Source organism: Vagococcus jeotgali (assembly GCF_035918315.1).
Taxonomy (GTDB): Bacteria; Bacillota; Bacilli; order Lactobacillales; family Vagococcaceae; genus Vagococcus; species Vagococcus jeotgali.
Genome location: NZ_CP142146.1, coordinates 484,300 through 504,212, shown reverse-complemented (window position 1 = coordinate 504,212; position 19,913 = coordinate 484,300). Strand labels below are relative to the sequence as shown.

General features: G+C 33.0%; 19 protein-coding genes and 1 pseudogene. 5 read left to right on the top strand and 15 right to left on the bottom strand.

Going from position 1 to position 19,913, the window contains the following annotated elements:
* The first annotated feature begins 7 nt into the window (after window positions 1-7).
* Window positions 8-388 carry a hypothetical protein gene (locus tag VSF34_RS02630; protein ID WP_326717545.1) on the top strand — a complete coding sequence of 127 codons (381 nt, stop codon included), beginning with the start codon at window positions 8-10 and terminating at the stop codon, window positions 386-388.
* Between the two features lie 47 nt (window positions 389-435).
* Here VSF34_RS02630 and VSF34_RS02625 read toward each other — a convergent pair whose 3' ends face one another.
* On the bottom strand, window positions 436-1,527 hold the full coding sequence (locus VSF34_RS02625) for a M24 family metallopeptidase (protein ID WP_326717544.1): 1,092 nt from the start codon (window positions 1,525-1,527) through the stop codon (window positions 436-438).
* Between the two features lie 69 nt (window positions 1,528-1,596).
* Window positions 1,597-2,748 carry an N-acetylglucosamine-6-phosphate deacetylase gene (nagA, locus tag VSF34_RS02620; protein WP_326717543.1) on the bottom strand — a complete coding sequence of 384 codons (1,152 nt, stop codon included), beginning with the start codon at window positions 2,746-2,748 and terminating at the stop codon, window positions 1,597-1,599.
* A 231-nt stretch (window positions 2,749-2,979) separates the two neighbouring features.
* On the opposite strand from nagA, the gene VSF34_RS02615 reads away from it, so the two are divergent.
* Entirely contained in the window at window positions 2,980-3,156 is a 177-nt protein-coding gene (locus VSF34_RS02615) for a DUF2187 domain-containing protein (protein ID WP_326717542.1), read from the top strand.
* A 16-nt stretch (window positions 3,157-3,172) separates the two neighbouring features.
* On the opposite strand, the gene VSF34_RS02610 is transcribed toward VSF34_RS02615, so the two are convergent.
* Together VSF34_RS02610 and VSF34_RS02605 are read right to left on the bottom strand one after the other, a co-directional pair.
* Window positions 3,173-4,390, bottom strand: coding sequence for a pyridoxal phosphate-dependent aminotransferase (locus VSF34_RS02610; RefSeq protein ID WP_326717541.1), 1,218 nt, complete (start codon window positions 4,388-4,390; stop codon window positions 3,173-3,175).
* Window positions 4,391-4,505: 115 nt separating this feature from the next.
* Window positions 4,506-5,273, bottom strand: a complete 768-nt coding sequence (locus tag VSF34_RS02605) for an acyl-[acyl-carrier-protein] thioesterase (protein ID WP_326717540.1) — start codon at window positions 5,271-5,273, stop codon at window positions 4,506-4,508.
* A 149-nt stretch (window positions 5,274-5,422) separates the two neighbouring features.
* Between VSF34_RS02605 and zwf the strand changes: the two genes are divergently transcribed.
* Both zwf and VSF34_RS02595 read left to right on the top strand, forming a co-directional pair.
* A complete protein-coding gene (zwf, locus tag VSF34_RS02600) occupies window positions 5,423-6,940 on the top strand; it encodes a glucose-6-phosphate dehydrogenase (RefSeq protein ID WP_326718003.1) in 1,518 nt (505 codons plus the stop codon).
* A 168-nt stretch (window positions 6,941-7,108) separates the two neighbouring features.
* A complete protein-coding gene (locus VSF34_RS02595) occupies window positions 7,109-8,128 on the top strand; it encodes an aliphatic amidase (protein WP_326717539.1) in 1,020 nt (339 codons plus the stop codon).
* A gap of 187 nt (window positions 8,129-8,315) precedes the next feature.
* Here VSF34_RS02595 and VSF34_RS02590 read toward each other — a convergent pair whose 3' ends face one another.
* Complete coding sequence (locus VSF34_RS02590; RefSeq protein WP_326717538.1) at window positions 8,316-9,374, bottom strand: IS30 family transposase; 1,059 nt, start codon at window positions 9,372-9,374, stop codon at window positions 8,316-8,318.
* Window positions 9,375-9,692: 318 nt separating this feature from the next.
* On the opposite strand from VSF34_RS02590, the pseudogene VSF34_RS02585 reads away from it, so the two are divergent.
* Window positions 9,693-10,822, top strand: a pseudogene (locus VSF34_RS02585) (IS3 family transposase).
* A 241-nt stretch (window positions 10,823-11,063) separates the two neighbouring features.
* Here the strand turns inward: VSF34_RS02585 and VSF34_RS02580 are convergent.
* From VSF34_RS02580 to VSF34_RS02535, 10 genes are all read right to left on the bottom strand, one after another.
* Window positions 11,064-11,678 (bottom strand): ABC transporter ATP-binding protein, encoded by a 615-nt coding sequence (locus tag VSF34_RS02580; RefSeq protein ID WP_326717537.1) that lies wholly within the window; start codon window positions 11,676-11,678, stop codon window positions 11,064-11,066.
* A gap of 23 nt (window positions 11,679-11,701) precedes the next feature.
* Complete coding sequence (locus tag VSF34_RS02575; protein WP_326717536.1) at window positions 11,702-12,487, bottom strand: ATP-binding cassette domain-containing protein; 786 nt, start codon at window positions 12,485-12,487, stop codon at window positions 11,702-11,704.
* A gap of 22 nt (window positions 12,488-12,509) precedes the next feature.
* Window positions 12,510-13,388, bottom strand: a complete 879-nt coding sequence (locus tag VSF34_RS02570) for an ABC transporter permease (protein ID WP_326717535.1) — start codon at window positions 13,386-13,388, stop codon at window positions 12,510-12,512.
* A gap of 3 nt (window positions 13,389-13,391) precedes the next feature.
* Window positions 13,392-14,360, bottom strand: coding sequence for an ABC transporter permease (locus VSF34_RS02565; RefSeq protein WP_326717534.1), 969 nt, complete (start codon window positions 14,358-14,360; stop codon window positions 13,392-13,394).
* Window positions 14,353-15,963 (bottom strand): ABC transporter substrate-binding protein, encoded by a 1,611-nt coding sequence (locus VSF34_RS02560; RefSeq protein WP_326717533.1) that lies wholly within the window; start codon window positions 15,961-15,963, stop codon window positions 14,353-14,355. The genes VSF34_RS02565 and VSF34_RS02560 overlap by 8 nt, the downstream gene beginning before the upstream one ends.
* Window positions 15,964-16,059: 96 nt before the next feature.
* On the bottom strand, window positions 16,060-17,277 hold the full coding sequence (locus VSF34_RS02555) for an ammonium transporter (RefSeq protein WP_326717532.1): 1,218 nt from the start codon (window positions 17,275-17,277) through the stop codon (window positions 16,060-16,062).
* Window positions 17,278-17,293: 16 nt separating this feature from the next.
* Entirely contained in the window at window positions 17,294-18,133 is an 840-nt protein-coding gene (locus VSF34_RS02550; RefSeq protein ID WP_326717531.1) for an urease accessory protein UreD, read from the bottom strand.
* Complete coding sequence (gene ureG / locus VSF34_RS02545; protein WP_326717530.1) at window positions 18,126-18,746, bottom strand: urease accessory protein UreG; 621 nt, start codon at window positions 18,744-18,746, stop codon at window positions 18,126-18,128. Before ureG ends, VSF34_RS02550 begins: the two co-directional genes overlap by 8 nt.
* A gap of 20 nt (window positions 18,747-18,766) precedes the next feature.
* Window positions 18,767-19,453 (bottom strand): urease accessory protein UreF, encoded by a 687-nt coding sequence (locus VSF34_RS02540; RefSeq protein WP_326717529.1) that lies wholly within the window; start codon window positions 19,451-19,453, stop codon window positions 18,767-18,769.
* Window positions 19,443-19,907 carry an urease accessory protein UreE gene (locus VSF34_RS02535; protein WP_326717528.1) on the bottom strand — a complete coding sequence of 155 codons (465 nt, stop codon included), beginning with the start codon at window positions 19,905-19,907 and terminating at the stop codon, window positions 19,443-19,445. The genes VSF34_RS02540 and VSF34_RS02535 overlap by 11 nt, the downstream gene beginning before the upstream one ends.
* Window positions 19,908-19,913 lie beyond the last annotated feature (6 nt).

Sequence of the window (19,913 nt, the reverse complement as noted above, 5' to 3'; positions counted from 1 at the left end):
ATATAAAATGTCAACTTACTTTAAAGAAATAGCTAATGATTTGTTAGATAACACCCCAGAACATTTTTTAACAATAATCAAACGACTAAATATTATTGATAAAGAAGAGTTTTTTATCTTTCAAACACCAACTCTAGAAGATAATTTTTATCAATCTTTAATTTATTTAGCAGATGATGATATTTGGACAAAAGAAGAATTGGCTGACTTTGTCTTAGTTGCTCAAACGATTGATAATGACTATATTCTTGCTAACCAGACACAAACTTTAATTATTCCCTACTCCTTTTATAAAAGAGATAGTGAATATTATGAGTTACCAATTGGTGAGTTCTTTAAAGAATATGAAAACCATCAAATCCAATCCACTATTCTTCCTTCTAAGTAAAAAGCAGTTCATTGGAACTTTAATATCCGATGAACTACTTTTTTATTTTATGACACAATCAGTAATTCTTTTGGATAACTATTTAATACATCACAACCATCTTTTGTTACGACTACCAAATCTTCAATTCTAACACCTACTTCACCTGGTAAATAAATACCTGGCTCAATTGAGAAAATCATACCTGGTTCTACAGTATCATGATTAGAAGCTGATACATCTCCTGCTTCATGAACTTCTGTACCAATAAAGTGTCCAGTTCGGTGTGTAAAGTACTCTCCGTAGCCTTTTTCAGTGATATAATCTCTTGCCGCCCCGTCAATATCACTTAATTTAGCGCCTGGTTTAACTGCTTTAATCGCACGTTTATTCGCTTCAAGAACTGTTTCATAAACTTCACGACTTTTATCAGAAACTTCCTTATAAAAAACAGTACGAGTCATATCAGAACAATACCCATTTTTCAAGCCACCAATGTCTAAAATAACACTATCCCCTGGCTTAATCGTAGAGTCATCTGTTTCATGATGAGGGTCTGCCCCATTAGCACCATACGCTACAATTGGTTCAAAAGAAAAACCATCATTATCTAATTGGTGATAGATTAATTCTAAACGTTTAGTCATATCAATTTCAGTTAACTCTTCTGGTAGTAAATCTATCAACTCACCAATGGCTTGGTCGTTATCTTTTGACACATCTTTCATTTTTTCAATTTCATCTAAAGATTTAACTGCTCTGACCTTATCGATGACAAGAGAACTTAATGTGTACTGAGTGTAAGGAACATCTAAATGATTCATCACACCCAATAGAAAATGAGCTGCCCAATTTTTTTCAACAGCAATTGGTTTTGTTTTATCCAATAGTTCTGCTAAAATTTCAATTCCCATACCATTATCTGTATCATCTACTAACACAATCGGCATACCCAATTCTTTTTCTGAAATTGGAAATAAGCGATTCACAACAGCTGTGTGATCTTCGTTACTTCGAATAATTAAAGCAACTAGTCTTTCACCTGGATGAATTGTTTGTCCTGTTAAATAAGCAATAGATGCTGTATCTGACACAATTAACTGAGGTAGTCCTTGTTTTTGCATCTCCTTTAAAACTCGATTCATACGTTCTTGATACACATTTACCGACTCCTTTGAATTTAAGATATGAAAAAACGGCAGAAATCAGCCTGCCGTTACTTGTTATATCTATTGTACTTCAAAACGGCACTCACCGTCTAGAAATGTTGCTTCTAAATCTAAATCTTTATTGAATATGACAAAATCAGCTGCTCTGCCTGGTCTAATGCTACCACATACGTCATCAATTTGGCAGCTAACTGCTGGTACATATGATGCCATCATCAAAGCTTCAGCCGGTGTAGCTAAGCCCCAGTCCACAACATTTTTAACTGCTTCTTTTAATTTTAAAATACTACCAGCTAGATTACCCTCTTCAAGTCTTGCAGTACCATCTGCCACTGTTACTGGAAATTCTCCAAGCATGTAGTGACCATCTGGCATACCGCCAGCCATCATACAATCAGTAATAAGTGCAATGTGATCTTTTCCAGTAGCATCCATTAAAATATTGGCCGCATCTGGATGAACATGGTGACCATCACAAATCAATTCTGCAAAAACATGTTCTAAATTCATCACAGCACCTACCATACCAGGTTCACGGTGATTCAAGCCACGCATACCATTAAAAGCATGAACAAAGACACTAGCACCAGCCTCAACAGCACCTCTTGCCTCATCAAGTGTGGCATCACTATGTCCAAGTGCAACAACCACTCCATTTTTTGTTATCTCTTCAACAAATTCACTCACACCTTCACGCTCAGGCGCTAAGGCAATTTTTTTAATTAAGCCACCTGATGCTTCTTGCCACTCATTAAAAACCTCAATACTAGGATCAGAAAAATAACTTGGATTTTGTGCTCCCTTATATTTTTCAGTAAAAAATGGGCCTTCAAAATAAATACCTTGAATTTTTGCTCCATTAACATCTTGATACATCTCACCAATTGTAGTAGCAACGTCTTTTAATCTTTCTTTACTAGATGTTAGTGTTGTTGGTAAAAACGATGTTACACCACAAGATAGTAAAGCTTCTGACATCACTTTAATACCATCAGCATCATTATCCATAACGTCATGGTTTTTATAACCATGAATGTGTGTGTCTACTAAGCCAGGTGCGATCCATTTTCCTGAATAATCTAAAATTTTAGCCTCTTTTTCTGGTTTTTCATTTGAAAATTCTCCGAAAATACCATCAGTGATTTCTAAATATCCAGGTCCTACCTCGCCACTTGTTAAAAAAAATTTATCAGCATAAACGAACGTTGTCATGTTCAACACTTCTTTCTTTTAAAAATTATATGTTTAACCTATCACTATTTTTTTTAATAGTCAATAATTGGTCTAGATATTTAAAACTAGTTTTTTAAACTTTTATAGATAATATGAATAAAACATGTACTTTTAAAGTGTTTTTATTCCACTTTTTAGAATTTTAATGCTATAATACAAGGGCATTTATATTATTTGGTTATTGTAAAACGACTTAGGAGTGAATCATCTATGGAGACTAATAGCAATGTATTATTCGATTGGCAAGGTAATCAGTATCAAGGCATTATTTCGAAAGAGTATGATAATTCTGTTTTGATTGAAGTCAGCAACCCTGATGTTGAACTAAAAGACAAATATTTAGGCCGTATTATTATTAGTAAAAAAGATATAAAAAAACAAAAATAACTAGCGAATTTACTAGTTATTTTTGTTTGTATGTAGATAAAAATGATTCTAAACTATTAGCTGTATATTTTAAACTTTCTATTTCTGGTAAATAAACGATTCTAAAATGATCAGGTGTTGTCATATTGAAACCTCTACCATGAACCAGTAAAATTTTATGCTCATGTAAAAAGTCTAACACAAACTGCTCATCATCATGAATATTGAATTTAGCTGTATCAATTTTAGGAAAGATGTAAAAGGCAGCTTTTGGTTTTTTCACTTCAAGTCCTGGAATGGCGTTTAATGCATTAGTGATATATTCACGTTGCTCATAAATACGGCCTCCAGGTAAGAGTAGCTCATCTACACTTTGGTAACCACCTAGTGCTGTTTGAATGATTTGTTGCGATAAGACATTTGAACATAACCTCATAGAAGCTAACATGTTTATTCCCTCAATGTAGCCTTTAGCATGACGTTTATCCCCACTTAAAATCATCCAGCCACATCTAAAACCAGCTACTCTATGTGATTTTGATAAACCGTTAAAAGTCACCACTAATAAATCTGGTGCAAGAGGGGCAATTGATATATGTTCCTCCCCGTCCATGACTAATCTATCATAAATTTCATCAGAATAAATAATCAAACCATGCTCACGAGCAATCTCAACTATTTCTTCAAGTAACTCTCTAGAATATAAAGCTCCTGTTGGGTTATTTGGGTTAATTAAAACAATTCCTTTTGTCCGAGAAGTAATTTTACTTTTAATATCATCAATATCAGGATACCAATTAGCAGACTCATCACAAACATAATGAACAGCATGTCCCCCAGATAATGTCACAGCAGCTGTCCATAAAGGATAATCAGGCATCGGAATTAAAACCTCATCCCCATTATCAATTAAGGCTTGCATACTCATCATAATTAACTCACTAACACCATTACCTGTATAAATATCATCAATACTAACATTTGGAAATCCTTTTAACTGACAATATTGTTGAATAGCTTTTCTAGCTGAAAAGATTCCCTTAGAATCACAATATCCTTCTGAATCACGGACGTTAGTAATTAAATCATGGACAACTTCATTAGGTGCCTTAAAACCAAAAGCAGCAGGATTACCTGTATTTAATTTTAATATATTCATGCCCTTCTTTGACATTCGGTCAGCTTCTTCTAATACTGGACCTCTCACATCATAACTAACGTAATCTAGCTTTGATGATTTTTTAAATTCTCTCATACTGGTTCCTCCTACTAAAATTGTCTATATTTAAATTAAAATACACGTTTCTTAATGAAAAAACAAGTATAAAAAGGAATTTTTCATTCTTAATGATTAAATAACTATTTAAACATTACCGCTCTACCCATTCAATTTTTCCTTCAGCACACAACTCACTACCATGATCCACATGATAAAAAGTATTATCTTGATTTGTATCTACAAACACCATCACCTGTTCGTCATAACGAATTTCTTTATTATATTTGATCAATAAACGCTTTGGTCGATATTTAATTAAAAAATCAAATGAGTGACTATCAATCATCCAAGCACTATACACTGTATTATTCACATGGTAATTATTATCAATGTCCCAAAAACTAACATGGAACGCTTGTTTAGTAGCATCTTGTGTTCTTTCAGGAATCTTTTCACCATGTCTAATCTTTTTAATTTTCTCTGATTCAAATGGTGCCATAATCTCTAAAGGTGCCGCATTCACTGTCCGTTCTTTAATATTCATTAAAGCAAATGTAGATTCCATCACAGCTAGTTCTTCACCTGAAGCACTATGAATCCAATACTTTCTATAACTAAAAAATTTATTATAGCTTTCTGCCTCACTTGTGACACTCACCTCTTCTTCAGCAAGCGGTAGTCTGTTAATAATTAAATCATGTTCGGTAATTATCCAACTTAAACCAAACGAAGCAATAAATTCATTAGTTAAACCTAATGAGTCACACTGTGATCCAGAAGCTTTGATCATCATTTCTATTAATCTTGGGACCTTCAATTGACCTAATACATCACAGTCATAATAAGGTATAAGATGTTTTTCTGTAAATTTTTTTCCCATATTAAATCGGTACCTTTCCATATTTTTTACATTATCCATCATAATACGAATGAGACTGTTTTTAAAGTCAGAGGTTGTTTTTTAGTCAATATTTTAATTGATTGCTTTGTCCTAGCTTTCCAAGTAAAATAACAATGATAGAGCATAACTATGTCTCTTTAATTCTTTAGAAAGTAGGTCTAATCATGATACAAGAAAACAAAGCTCTCTTTATAATCTTTGGCGGAACAGGTGACTTAGCAAAAAGAAAACTCTACCCTTCTTTATTTAGATTATTTAGAAAAGGAGCCATCCAAAAGCACTTTGCTGTTATTGGGACAGCAAGACGTGAATGGTCTGATGATTACTTTAGAGAAATCATCACCCAGTCAATCTCTAGCCTAAATCCTACTCCAAAAGAAATTGAATTATTCACCCAACATTTTTACTATCAAACTCATAACGTGGATAACACTGAGGAATATGACACATTAGAAAAACTTGCCAACAAGCTTGATTACAAATACCAACTTGATGGTAACCGTATCTTTTACTTAGCAATGGCACCAAACTTTTTTGGGACAATTGCTAAACACATTAAATCACAACACATTTTATCAGATCATGGTTTTAACCGTCTCATTATCGAAAAGCCTTTTGGGACAGATTATGAGTCAGCTAAAAAACTAAATAATGATATCTCTGCTGCTTTTGATGAAGATCAAATTTTTAGAATTGATCACTACTTAGGAAAAGAGATGATTCAAAATATTTCTGCCGTGCGCTTTGGTAATAATATTTTTGAGTCACTTTGGAATCATCATTATATTGATAATGTTCAGGTTACCTTAGCTGAGAGTCTTGGTGTTGAAGAGCGCGGGGGCTATTATGATAAAAGTGGTGCACTAAAAGATATGGTACAAAATCATATTTTACAAGTTGTTGCCTTACTTGCTATGGAGCCACCAACAACTTTTACTGATCAAGCCATTCGTAAAGAAAAAATTAATGCCTTGCAATCAGTCCGTATTTACCAAGAAAATGAAGTCGCCCAAACCTTTGTCAGAGGACAGTACTCTCAAGGTGAGATCAATCATCGTGAATTAAAAGGTTATCTAGCAGAAGAAGGGGTTAATCCAGATTCGACAACAGAAACTTTTGTAGCAGGAAAATTAATGATTGATAACTTCAGATGGTCAGGTGTTCCCTTCTACATTCGCACTGGAAAGCGCATGACTGAGAAAGGGACAAGAATTAATGTTGTCTTTAAATCTACACCGATTAATATTTTTAGAAACAAAGAAGAAGATATTAAGGCAGTGCCAGACATGCCTAAAAATATTTTAACAATCTATATCCAGCCTACTGAAGGATTTTCTCTAACCCTAAATGGTAAAGAAATTGGTGAAGGATTTAATATTGAACCAGTTAGGCTTGATTATCGCCATTCTGCAGATATTATTGATAATTCTCCTGAAGCTTATGAAAAGCTAATTTTAGATTGCTTAAAAGGAGATGCTACTAACTTTACTCACTGGGATGAAGTTGCAACATCTTGGCAAATAGTTGATGGTATTCGTGACTATTGGGATAATGAAAACCCTAAATTACCTACCTATCCAGCTGGAAGTATGGGACCTATTGAATCTTTTGAATTAATTGAAAAAGACAACCGTCACTGGATATGGCAACCAGATGAGTGGTACAAAGAAAGAGGATTGTTATAATTAAATTTTTATAGAAAAATTAAATAAATACCAATATATAACGTTTTAAAATAAAAAATCATATATAAAAAATATTTTGTTTATAAAACGAAAAAAAACACAATTAAACCACTTATTATCATAGTATAATGAATCTATTAATTAATAAACATCTAGGAGGAATTTTTTATGAGACATGGAGATATTTCTAGTAGTCCAGATACTGTGGGTGTTTCTGTAGTAAGTTATCCTATAAAAACACATCATTCAAAAGAAGCTATCATTGAAAATTGTCACAATATTGCAGATGTCGTAAAAGGTACGAAACAGGGGATTCCAGGATTAAATTTAATCATATTCCCAGAATATAGTACACAAGGTGTTCTATATGATCATGACGAAATGATGAACCTTTCTACTACAGTTCCAGGCCCTGAAACAGAAATTTTTTCTCAGGCTTGTATTGATAATGATGTTTGGGGAGTATTTTCTTTAACGGGAGAAAAAAATGAAGATCCAGCAAAGAATCCTTATAACACATTAATTTTAATCAATAACAAAGGTGAAATCGTTCAAAAATACAGAAAAATTATGCCTTGGACACCAATCGAAGCATGGTACCCAGGTGAACGTACATACGTCTCTGAGGGACCAAAAGGATTAAAAATAAGTTTAATAATTTGTGATGATGGAAATTATCCTGAAATTTATCGTGATTGTGCAATGAAAGGTGCAGAATTAATTATTCGCTGTCAAGGATATATGAGTCCACCAAAAGAAGAAGAGATTCAATTAGTACGCTCTATGGCTTGGTGCAATAATTCATATATAGCTGTTGCAAACGGCTCGGGATATGACGGGGTATATTCTTTCTTTGCTAACAGTTCAATCATTGGATTTGATGGCCACTTAATGGGACAAACTGGCGCACAAGAGATGGGAATGCAGTATGCTCAATTATCTGTTAGTGCTATTCGTGATGCTAGAAAATATGATCAATCAGAAAACCACTTATATAAACTATTACATAGAGGGTATACTGGTACTATAGAATCAGGGGACAATCGTGTAGGTGTACCAGATTGTCCATTTGACTTCTATAAAACATGGGTAAACAACCCAGAAGTTGCTCAAGAAAAATCTGAGGAAATAACTAGAAAATATCCTGGCGTGGCATCTGCTCCAATCAAAGGTATTCCATTTGATTAATCTTATGGCTTGTATTGCTTTCTTTTTTAATTATTTTGTCCTATATAAAAAAGGTTTGGGTATTACCAACCAAACCATTTGAAGAGTAGAGAAGTCTACTCTTTTTTAATTCTCTAAATTGCAACATTAAGTTAGCCACTCTGGTAAAAATATCTAAATATCAGTGTTATTTTATTGAACCCCTTACTTACCAACATGTTTTGATCTTTAGATTTTGAATTTCTTCTAAAAATAATGTTGCTGGTTGTCTATAGTCTAAAATTTTACGCGGCAAAAGATTAACTTTTTCAGTAGCCAGTTGTATGAACTGCTTTGAGTAGTGACAGATAGGCGTTCCTTTCGGAACAAATTGCCGTAATAAACCATTATGTCTTTCGTTTGTTCCTCGTTCCCAAGATGAATAAGGGTGAGCAAAGTAGATATCAGTCATTTGTTGCAGAGTATCATCAAGTGAGCTAAATTCACTGCCATTATCAGCAGTAATCGATTGAAATATGCTACTAAATCGGGCTCTTCCAAACTCATATTTTAACTGTTTAATAGCGTAACTAACAGACTCTTCAGTATGATCATCTAGAACAACAGTAATCATGTAGCGAGTTTTTCTTTCAACAAGTGTAAGTAGAGCATTATCATCTTTAGATTTTGAACCAATGACACTGTCTATTTCCCAATGACCAAACTCTTGTCTAGAATCAATTTTGCTAGGTCGTTCATCAATTGATTTTCCAAGAGCTTTTTTATGCTGACGACTTCTTTTCTTTTTAGGTGATAGTCTAACTTTCATCTTGAGATGATGATTTCTGACTGGTAAAAAACCTTTATCAATATAGTTATAAAGTGTCTTAGTAGAAACAATAGGTTTATCCCAAGTGTCTAAGGACTTAATAAAACCAACAATTGCATCTGGTGACCAATTAAAGTCTATCATTTGTTTACAAGCATAATTAATAAAATCAACAGCACTAACTAGCTTAGATTTCGAACCACAGCGTTTCCTGTTTTCTATGTATTTAGCTTGCCCCGTATCAGCAAAATAGAGTTGTTTAGGTTTCTTATTTTCTTTGATTTGCGTGGTCGTTCCTCGTTTAAGCTCATTACTTATTGTTTGATGGTGTCGGCCTAATCGTCTACCAATTTCTCTATTAGAGTCTCCCATATTATGCCAAACTTCAATAAGCTGCCTTTCCTTTAAGGAAAGATGTTTATAACTAGATGTCTTTGTGTTATTCTTAATTTTCACCATGATAAAAATTCCTTTCGTTGTTGGGTAGTTACTTCAATGATACACGAATTTTTACCATGGTGTTTTTTTATTATTTTAGAGTGGCTAACTTGATTTTACAACTAAGCAAAACCATTTGAATAAGAATAATTTAAAGCATTGGTAACAACCTTGCCTGAAGGTTTGGAATGTTTTGAATTTGGCTTTAAATTCCTTAGGAAGCTCATTAGAGATAGAATGGGTTAATTCTAAAAATAAGTCTGTGAATAGGTTACACTTAGTTGAACAATAAAGATAAGGTGTCTATACTTAATAAAAAACAAAGTAGGAGCTTATTTCATGACAACTAACAGAAAACCAAGACGGACCTTCAAAGAATCATTTAAGAAACAAATGGTGGAACTGCATAAATCAGGAAAACCTAGAAAAGATATTTTAAGAGAATATGACCTGACACCATCAACCTTTGATAAATGGGTAAAACAATATAATCAGTCAGGATCATTCAAAGAGAAAGATAATTTGACACCAGAAGAAAAAGAGTTGCGTGAATGACGAAAACTAAATAAAGAACTGATGATGGAGAATGATATTTTAAAGCAAGCGGCGCTGATATTCGGACGAAAGTAGAAGTTGTTAGGGAAAACAAAAAGAAGTATAGTGTATCAGCGATGTGTCGAAAATTAGAAATTTCTCGTGGGGCTTATTATTATGAAGTCAAAAGAAAAAAATCAGAAGCTATTGTTGAAAAAGCAGTCATTGAGTCATTTACAGATAGCCGTAACTCCTACGGAGCAAGAAGAATTAAAGATGATTTAAACGATCAAGGATTAATTGTTTCAAGAAGAAGGATACGACGAATCATGAATAAGTTTAATTTCATTTCAAGCTACACAACACTGAAATTTAAACCTCAAGCAACGACTAAAAATGAACAGAAAATCGATAATGTTTTATCACGTCAATTTGATAAAATGCAACCTATGGAAGCTTTAGTGACAGATTTAACCTATGTTAAAGTAGGCAAAAAGTGGCATTATGTCTGCTTTATTCTCGATTTGTTCAACCTAGAAATAGTTGGGCATTCTAGTGGTCCTAACAAATCTGTGGACCTTGTGCTACAGGCAATCGGAACGATTGAACAGCCATTAGATGATGTTGAAATTTTTCATACAGACCGAGGAAAAGAATTTGATAACCAAAGTATTGATGAATTATTGGATGTGTTTCAGATAAAACGGTCTTTATCACGTCCTGGCTGCCCCTATGACAACGCTGTGGCAGAAGCAACCTATCGAGCTTTTAAAATTGAGTTTATTTACCAACAATCTTTTGACTCATTGTTTGAACTACAATATGAGTTAATGGATTATGTCAATTGGTGGAACAAGTTTAGAAAACATGGCAAGCTTGGCTATCAATCCCCGATTAATTACCGTTTAGATTGGGAGTTGAAACAGGTTATTTAGCAGAACATAGAATAACTATCTAAATAAAATAAAGACCTTATAATTTTTGTACAGAAAAGTGTTGCCAATTCACAGCTTTCTCCTGTGTGTCGTATTACCTATTATTTCTTATTAAGTCAAACAAATATCCCCCAAAAGTTAGAATCCTCGGTCTAACTTTTGGGGGATATCATGAGGGGTATTTTTTATTGATATGTAACTTTTTCCATTGATTTCCTATATAACATATTAGCTTTTACTCTTACTTATTCATTAATTCTTCTAAATCTATAACTCGAGTACATAATTTATCAATCAGGTATTGATTATGAGATATAATAATCAAACCTTTTTCCTTAGTAATATCATCTAATAAAAACTTCCATATTTTCGCCTGTGTTAGGGCATCTAACATAGTGCTAATTTCATCAGCTATAATAAACTTGGAATCTACTGTCAAAGCTCTTGCTACCATAAATCTCTGTAATTCTCCTCCTGAGAGTTCTGCCGGGTAGCGATCAAACCATTCCTCTTTTAACTCTAACTTTTTTTTATGTGAACTTGAAATTTTTTTGTCCATCTCATCTTCTAATTTACTCAATTTCCATTTAGGGTTGATTGCTTTTTCAGGATGTTGATAAATCAGTTGTACAGGATAGGGTGTTATCTCATCAATGGGACGACCATTATATAAAATTTCCCCTTTTACTTGTTTTTCAAATCCAGCTATAATCTGGGCTAGGGTTGATTTCCCAAAACCACTTGGGCCAACAATACCTAAGCGCTCTCCAGAAGTAACCTCAAAAGATACATCATTCAAAATATCTTGTCCTTCATTATAATAAAAAGATAGATTTTTAATTTTTAAAATATTCAATATATACCCTTCTCCTTTAAAAATTAGCTTATATCATGAAAACTATGTTGAGGTAATGAATGCCATAATTGTTTAGAAAAATGACTCCAGCTATCTTGTGGCCCTTCTTTAAAGGCTTGACTAGACATTAAATCTACAATTTGACCATCAGAAAAAACTGCTATCCTATCAGAAAAATCAACTGCTAAATCTATATCATGAGTGATTAAAATAATCGTCTTTGCTTCCTTTTTAGCTAGTTCTGCTAAAATTGATAATGATTCGATTGCTTGACTAACTTGCATTCCTGGAGTTGGTTCATCTGCGATAATAACATCAGCATCTGAAAGGATAGCTGTTAAAAATAAGACTCTTCTAGCCATGCCACCAGATAATTCATTTGGATACATATTTTTTACTGATTTATCTAGGCCTAGTCGATCCATATTATGATCTAATTCTTCCATTTTATCTTTATTCGTCAGTAAAAGTTGTTTGCCAATTTTTACTATTGGGTCTAAATAATTGATGGATTGAGGTATTAAAGCTATTTTTTTTCCTCTGATTTCTTTCATTTTTTTTTCATTGATAAGTTCATTTTTAAAATATATTTCTCCTTCAACTTTGGAGTTACCTGGTAAAATCCCAAGTATAGCATGCGCTAGTAAGCTTTTCCCTGAACCACTTGCACCAACAATTGATAATATCTCTCCTTTGTTTACTGTTAATGATAACTTGTTTATAGTCCCTATATTTTCTTGATCTAACAATGTATGATACCTATCAAAACTAATTGATAAATCATTTACTTTAATAACTTCTTCTATCATTTTGATACCTCCAACATTATATTTATGTCTCAAAAATGTTATTTAAATAACTTACCAATCGGTCTGTTAATAGGACTGTGATAACCAAAAATATACCAGGAAAAATAACTGCCCACCATACTCCAGAAGAGAGGTATTTCAAGCTATCTCCCAACATAACTCCTATTGAAGGCTTCTCTGGTGGTATACCTAGCCCCAAAAAAGATAACGCAGATTCGTGCATGATAGCATGGGGGAACATTAAAATTAAGCCTACTAAAAAGACAGGTAAAATGTGAGGTGTGATATGGTGAATCATAATCCACCATGTTGATTTTCCCAATCGTTTGGATACCTTGATATAATGCTGACCTTTTAATTTCTTTACCTCACCTCTTATTAGTCTAGCCAAACTAATCCAATGAGTTAGGATAAGTCCTATAACGACACCCTCAATACCTGCACCAACAGACACAGAAATTAAAATTAAGAGTAGCAATTGAGGTATACCTAGCATTAGATCGATAACCCAACTTAACATTTTATCTATTCTTTCTGAACCAAGAGCTGAAATAATTCCAAAGAAAACTGCAAGCAAAGAACTTACTAAAGAGGCTAATACTCCAATTGTCATTGAAAGATTAAATCCTTTTAATGTTCTATAAAAAACGTCTCTACCCATCCAATCAGTTCCAAAAAAGTGGATGAAACTAGGGGGTAAATTTTTATTAGAAAAATCAGGTTGCAAGAGATCATCACTAATAAAAAAACCAGCTGAATAAAAAGAGAGCAATAATAATATAATTAGAGTAGATTTATATATAGCTTTCTTTTTTAAATCCATATTTTTTATATTATTCAAATTAATTTTTTGAAAAAAATATAGCCTTTTTTCAAATTTTTCTTCTTTTTTTATTTCCATTTTTCACTCAATTCCCTTTTTACTGCTACTTTTGACACGAGGATCTAACTTTTGACTCAAAATATCTGCTAATAAATTTCCTAAAAAAACAAAAAGAATACTAAAAACAGTTATTCCCAATATTAGTGGTGCATCTGACTTAATGGAAGCAGTCGTAATAGTTGAGCCTAATCCTGGATAAGAAAAAACTGTTTCTACTAAAACAGAACCTCCAAATAATTCAGCAAAAGACATGAATTGTAAAATAAAAGCTGCTCCTAACGTACTTTTAACTCCATGAAACTTAAAAATCTCCCAACCTGTTAGTCCTCTAGCTTTTGAAAATAGGACATAATCACTGTTTAATATACCAATAAGATTTTCTCTAGTATGTAAGGCTATCGATGGAAAAGAAAAAATAATTAGAGTGATGGTTGGTAAAAAAAGATGGTGTAGTACTTGTAAAAAGGTGACATTATCACTTGTTGAACCAATAGGACTACTAAAACCAATAGGAAACCATGCTAGTTTAACTGAAAATATGATCAATAATAATAAAGCTACCCAGTAGGAAGGGATTGAACTTAAAATTAAACAGATGTTTTTTAATAGTTTATCAAGCATGCTATTACGCTTCATTGCCATTAAGCAACCCGTAATATATCCAATAATGCCAGATATCATCCAGGAGATAAACATGAGTAAAAAGGTATTACCAGCTCTTTCCATAATGACATTAATGACTGGTTGTCTATATACAATAGACGTTCCAAAATTCCCACGAATAGCCTGATGTAGCCAATTTAGGTATTGTTTTATGGGAGGTTCATTTAATCCCCACCTCTCGGCAATATTCAACCTTTGTTCTGCTGAAATACTCCCTTGGCCAATAACATATTGTTGAACAGGATCTATTGGTGAGAGATAAATTAGCATAAATGAAATAAATGTTGCTACTAAAATTAAAGAGAATAACCTCATCAATTTAGTCACTAGAGTCAGTCCATTTCCATTCTTTTAAATTTTGAATAACAGGGTATGATGCTCCGTGAATATGTGACGGTTGCTCCCCAATATCTAGTTTCTCATTTACATAATATAAGTGATCAATATTTAACAACCAAATCCAAGGTACTTCCCCTAACATCGATGTTCCTGTTTTTCCATCCCATTGTGCTTTTTTAAAATTTTCATACATTTCATCTTGTGTTGGTGCTGCTAGTGCTGCTTCTAAATACTGATCAACAACAGGATTATCATATCCCTCTACATTATAGAAATCTGTTTTAAGTTTATTATCACTGTGAAATAAAGAATAGCTTGTATAAGGGTTTGAACTTCCCCATCCCATCATGACTGCATTTGAAAACATTTTCGGAGTAATATCATCCCAGTTCGACCCTATTATATTAACCTTGATTCCTAACTCCTTAGCTTGGGTAACAACATCATTAGATATAGCCTCTCTAATAGAATCACCAGCTACATAATACATATCAAATTCAGCTTTCTTTCCATCTTTTTCTAAAATTCCATCTTTACCTTCTATCCAACCATCATCTTTTAGAATCTTTTTAGCCTTAGGTTTGTCAGTTTGAATAATCCCCTCTTTGTTATTCCATGCTGTTCCATCATTTTCAGAAAAAGCTGGGCTTGCATAACCTTCTACCGTATTTTCCGCCATTTCTTTACGATCAATACCATAAGCAAGTGCTTTTCGTATTGAAAGTTCTGATGTTACGTCATTTCCAATAGGATATCCGTCTTCTGTTTCACCACTATTAGCTGGTGACAATGGCATTGTAATCCCTCTATTATCTTGGGTTTTTAAAACCTTCAATTTCATACCTGTTACTTCTTTTGAGACATTAAATGGTGTGACCACAGCAACATCTACTTTACCAGCTTTGGCAGCAGTATATGCAGAGTCTTCATCCATAAATACAAATACAGCTTGTTTAATATCTGGTAAATCTCTGTAATAGTCCTCGTTACGTTCCAATATAATTTGTTCACCTTTTTTCCATTCAACAAATTTATATGGACCTGAACCAATCGGCTTTTCTCCGTAATGTTCGTCATAAGCATGTTCTGGTACAATCCCCAAAGTAGCTACTGCATTTAAAAAAGTTCTCTGAGGTTTTTTTAACTTAATCATCACTTTTTTATTTGATTCAATTGAAACATCTTTAACATTCGTCAAGTCAACTAAAGAATCACTTTGCATCGCTTGATCAAATGTAAATTTGACATCATCAACTGTAACAGGCTTTCCATCTGTAAATGTTGCATCGTCTCTAATAGTAAAATTCCATGTATACCCATCATCTATATTCTCATATGATGTTGCTAAATCATTTACAATATTAAATTTCGAATCAAACTCAACTAATGTACTTTGTATTAAGGGGTTTGTCCCTGTTCCCCACCCGTATATAGGATTTAATCCCTCTGCTGGTTCACTTCCTTGTTGTAGCGCTACGACAACTGAATCCGAGTTTTCACTTTTAGATACTTCTTTCTCAGAAGTTGATTCACCACAACCTACCAAAACAAAGACTAATAAACTTAATAACATTGTTTTTTTATTTCTCATTATTATAACTCTCCTCTAAATATCAACATTATTACCATTATTAAACGATAATCATTATTATTTGATAAACAAAAAATTAAGTAGTTAAAATACTCCTTAATTTTTTATAAATTCTTGCTCTTGAAGTAATGTTTTATCTAATCCTTCTAATTGTTGTTCAGGGCTCAATTCTACCGTCATAACTTTAGTTAAGATTTTTAATAATAAATAAGTAATCATAAAAGCATATGCTGCAACAAGAACAACACCAGCAATTTGAATCCATAATTGATGTGGACTAGCTGTAACCTTATTAACACTTTCATCTGCTAAAAATCCTATTAAAATAGTTCCAGTAAAACCACCTACCCCATGAACTCCCCAAACATCAAGGGCATCATCTAAATCTAGCTTTCTAGCAAACTCAACGCCTAAATTGCAAATTATTCCAGCAACAATACCAACAATAATGGCAGAAGCTGGCTTGATATATCCAGATGCTGGTGTTATTGTTGCTAAACCTGCCACAGATCCAGTTAAAACATCTGTAAATAAGATTTTACCGCGTCTTAATTTGGCATAAATCATCCAAACTACCATAGCAGTTGATAATCCAATTAGTGTATTAACAAATGAAGTAGCTGCAACCATATTGGCTGCTAGTGATCCACCTGAGTTAAACCCGAACCAACCAAACCAAAGTATGCCTGTTCCGATAGCTGTTGCCATCAAATTATTAGGTTGAGTATTGGCTCCTTTTTTCATGATACGTTTACCTAAAACCAATAAAGAAGCTAATACACCAAAACCAGCTGTCGTATGTATGACTGTCCCCCCAGCAAAATCAACAAATCCCCATTTTGCTAAAAAGCCATTTCCCCATATCCAGTGACAAACTGGAACATAAATTAATAAAGTCCAAAATATTAAGAATACTATATAACCTTTCATATTCATTCTTCCAACAAATGCTCCTGTCATTAAAGGGACAGTGATTACACAAAACATTAATTGAAAAGCAAAAAACATAATGAAAGGAATAGTAGAACCATACATAGCATGAGGTTCAACTCCAACATTACCTAATGCAAAAAAATCCGTAATACTACCTATAACACCACCATGATCACGTCCAAAAGCTAAACCAAAACCACCAAATATCCAGACCATAGTTACAATACCCATTGATATAAATGATTGCATCATTAGTGAAATAACACTTCTACTTCTAGCTAAACCTCCATAAAAAAATGCTAATCCTGGTGTCATAAACAAGACCATAGCGGTCGTTAATATCATAAATGCCGTATCACCCATATTGATTCCATCTGGCATAAATACTCCTCCCTCATTAATAAATATTTTTCCGTAAAGATAGATGAGATGAATTAAGCAACCTTTGACGTGAAAAGTTTGCAATCAGCATAATCATTTTTTGGACCATCTGATCACTATCTCCTAAAACACGAACTGATAAACCAGGGACTTCTAATAAAGATGCCCCCCATTCAATACCATCTTCTTTTAATTGATTGACATTTTTTCTTAGATCCTCTAAAAATACCTTATCAACATCTGGTGATATGATAAGCATTGAACCATAATTTGAAAAACCTTCAAAATATCCAATACTTGTCAAATCTGCTTCTACTGGATTTAATAAAATAAAGTCTGAACAAACTAATATATTATCCATATATACATTGGTTTTTATTTTCACTTGTTTATATTGGAATTTTTTTTGGTCAGGAGACCAACCACTAGTTATCCCATCACTATAAATCAAAACAGAACTCTCATCTAAATTTATATCAACTATTTGATGATATATTGAATCTTTATAGGGTATAACAGCATCCGAAATATATTCTAGAACACCATTTTTTTCAATATTAATATTTGTTTCTTGTTTTGTTGTCAGATTATTGTCACATTTATAAACATATGTTGGTGCTTGACTACTAACAATTCCTCGAGCATCTCTTCCTACCTTTATCTCTAAAAGATATTTCTCTCCTTCAACAAGCCCTCCTCCCATGCCAATTAGAAAATGACATGGGAGACGCTCGTGGTCTAAATCAATTAAGGAAGATACCTTAGAATTCCCAGAATTATATACTTTATCAGAGACTAAACACCCTTCTCGGTTCATAAACTCAATATGAGCAATACCTTGAAACTCTTTATCCATCTTTTAAATCCTCAAATAAACATTCTTTCTTAATCCAATCCTCTACTTCCTTAACACCCTCATCTGTTTTCAAATTAGTAAAAATAAAAGAATTTTCATCTCTAAATTTCTCAGTATCAATTCTCATAACATCTAAATCAGCTCCGACATAAGGCGCAAGATCTATCTTATTAATAATAAATAGATCACTTTTAATCATACCTTGACCAGCTTTTCGAGGAATCTTTTCTCCTTGTGCCACATCAATGATATAGATAGAAAAGTCAACTAAATCTGGACTAAACGTGGCTGCTAAATTATCACCACCACTTTCTAAAAAAATAATATCTAAATCATCAAATTCTTTTTTTAAATTTTCAATGGCTGAAAAATTCATTGAAGCATCTTCTCGAATAGCAGTATGAGGACACCCTCCTGTTTCCACTCCAATAATTCGATCTTCGTCTAGTACAGAATTTTGAGCCATAAATTTAGCATCTTCCAGTGTATAAATATCATTTGTAATAACACCAAATTCATACTCATCTGCCATAGCACGTGTTACACGCTCAATCAGTAATGTTTTCCCTGATCCAACAGGGCCTCCAACGCCAATAATAATAGGTTTTTTCATATGTAACTTCCTCTTCTTTCTTACGACATAAATAATCTAAATACTTGCGTCTCATGTTGTACTTGTGATAATTCAATCCCCGGTGAGTTTGCACCCAAAGTGCTATCATCTAAACTACTAATAATTTCTGCTATATTGTTTAAAGTATCAAATGAGCGCTTCACAATTAATTGACCATCAATTTGTCCAAGCGGTACTGCTCGAACTGCATTTTGTACCATTGTTGAAACTAAACTATATCCGTAAAAAACTATCATCTCATCAACAGAAAGGTCTTTTTCACGCATTGCGATGGCATAAACAATCGCTGGATTACCAAATACTTCTCCTGAATTAATTTTTTCTTGATATATTCTAAGTAGACTATCATCTTCTAATGCTAAAAGTAGTTCAATCATTCTAAAGCTTACTAACTTAGCAGCTTCTCTTGTTTCCTTAGATGTTGTAGATACTGTTATTAATCGGTCATATTTCCAAATGTCATCTTGCTGATTTTTTTTTAGAGCCTCAAATACAAGTTTGCATAATAGGCCTTCTCCATAAGTGTATTGTGTCTTTAAAAATGCATTCAACCATGCCTCGAAAGTTGGGGAATTATCAATTCGATTATCTCTTAGATAGCTTTCCATCCCGTAAGAATGATTAAATGTTCCTATAGGAAAAGTTGAATCACAAATTTGAAACACATCTAGATATTTAGTGTGCATGGGCAAAATTTGCATGTCTAAGAGCACGCTTTAAAGATCTTTTTTCAACAGCAAAATCAATCTTTAAATTTTTTAATATATCTACTATTACAGAATCATATTGAAGAATAATTTCCCCATCTTCCACTTCAATTGGTTTATGACTATTTCCTAAAAGATGAGCAATGATACCCATATCATTAATATCTTTTGGCACAATCACAATGACATCTTCTGGTATTGTCTCAAGAACTACTAATTTATCATTATCTTGATAAATGACCATTCCAGATTCTAACTCTTCATCAGAATTTGAAAAATCAATACCATATGTCGTTCCTTTTTCTGATTTGATTCTTAATATTTTTTTTGTTAAATGATCACTATTAATTTTTACAACATCAAGTATAGTGTCTTCTGACAAATCAAAATCTTTAATATATCCAGCTGATTGCTTTATAATCATCTTCTTCATCTCACC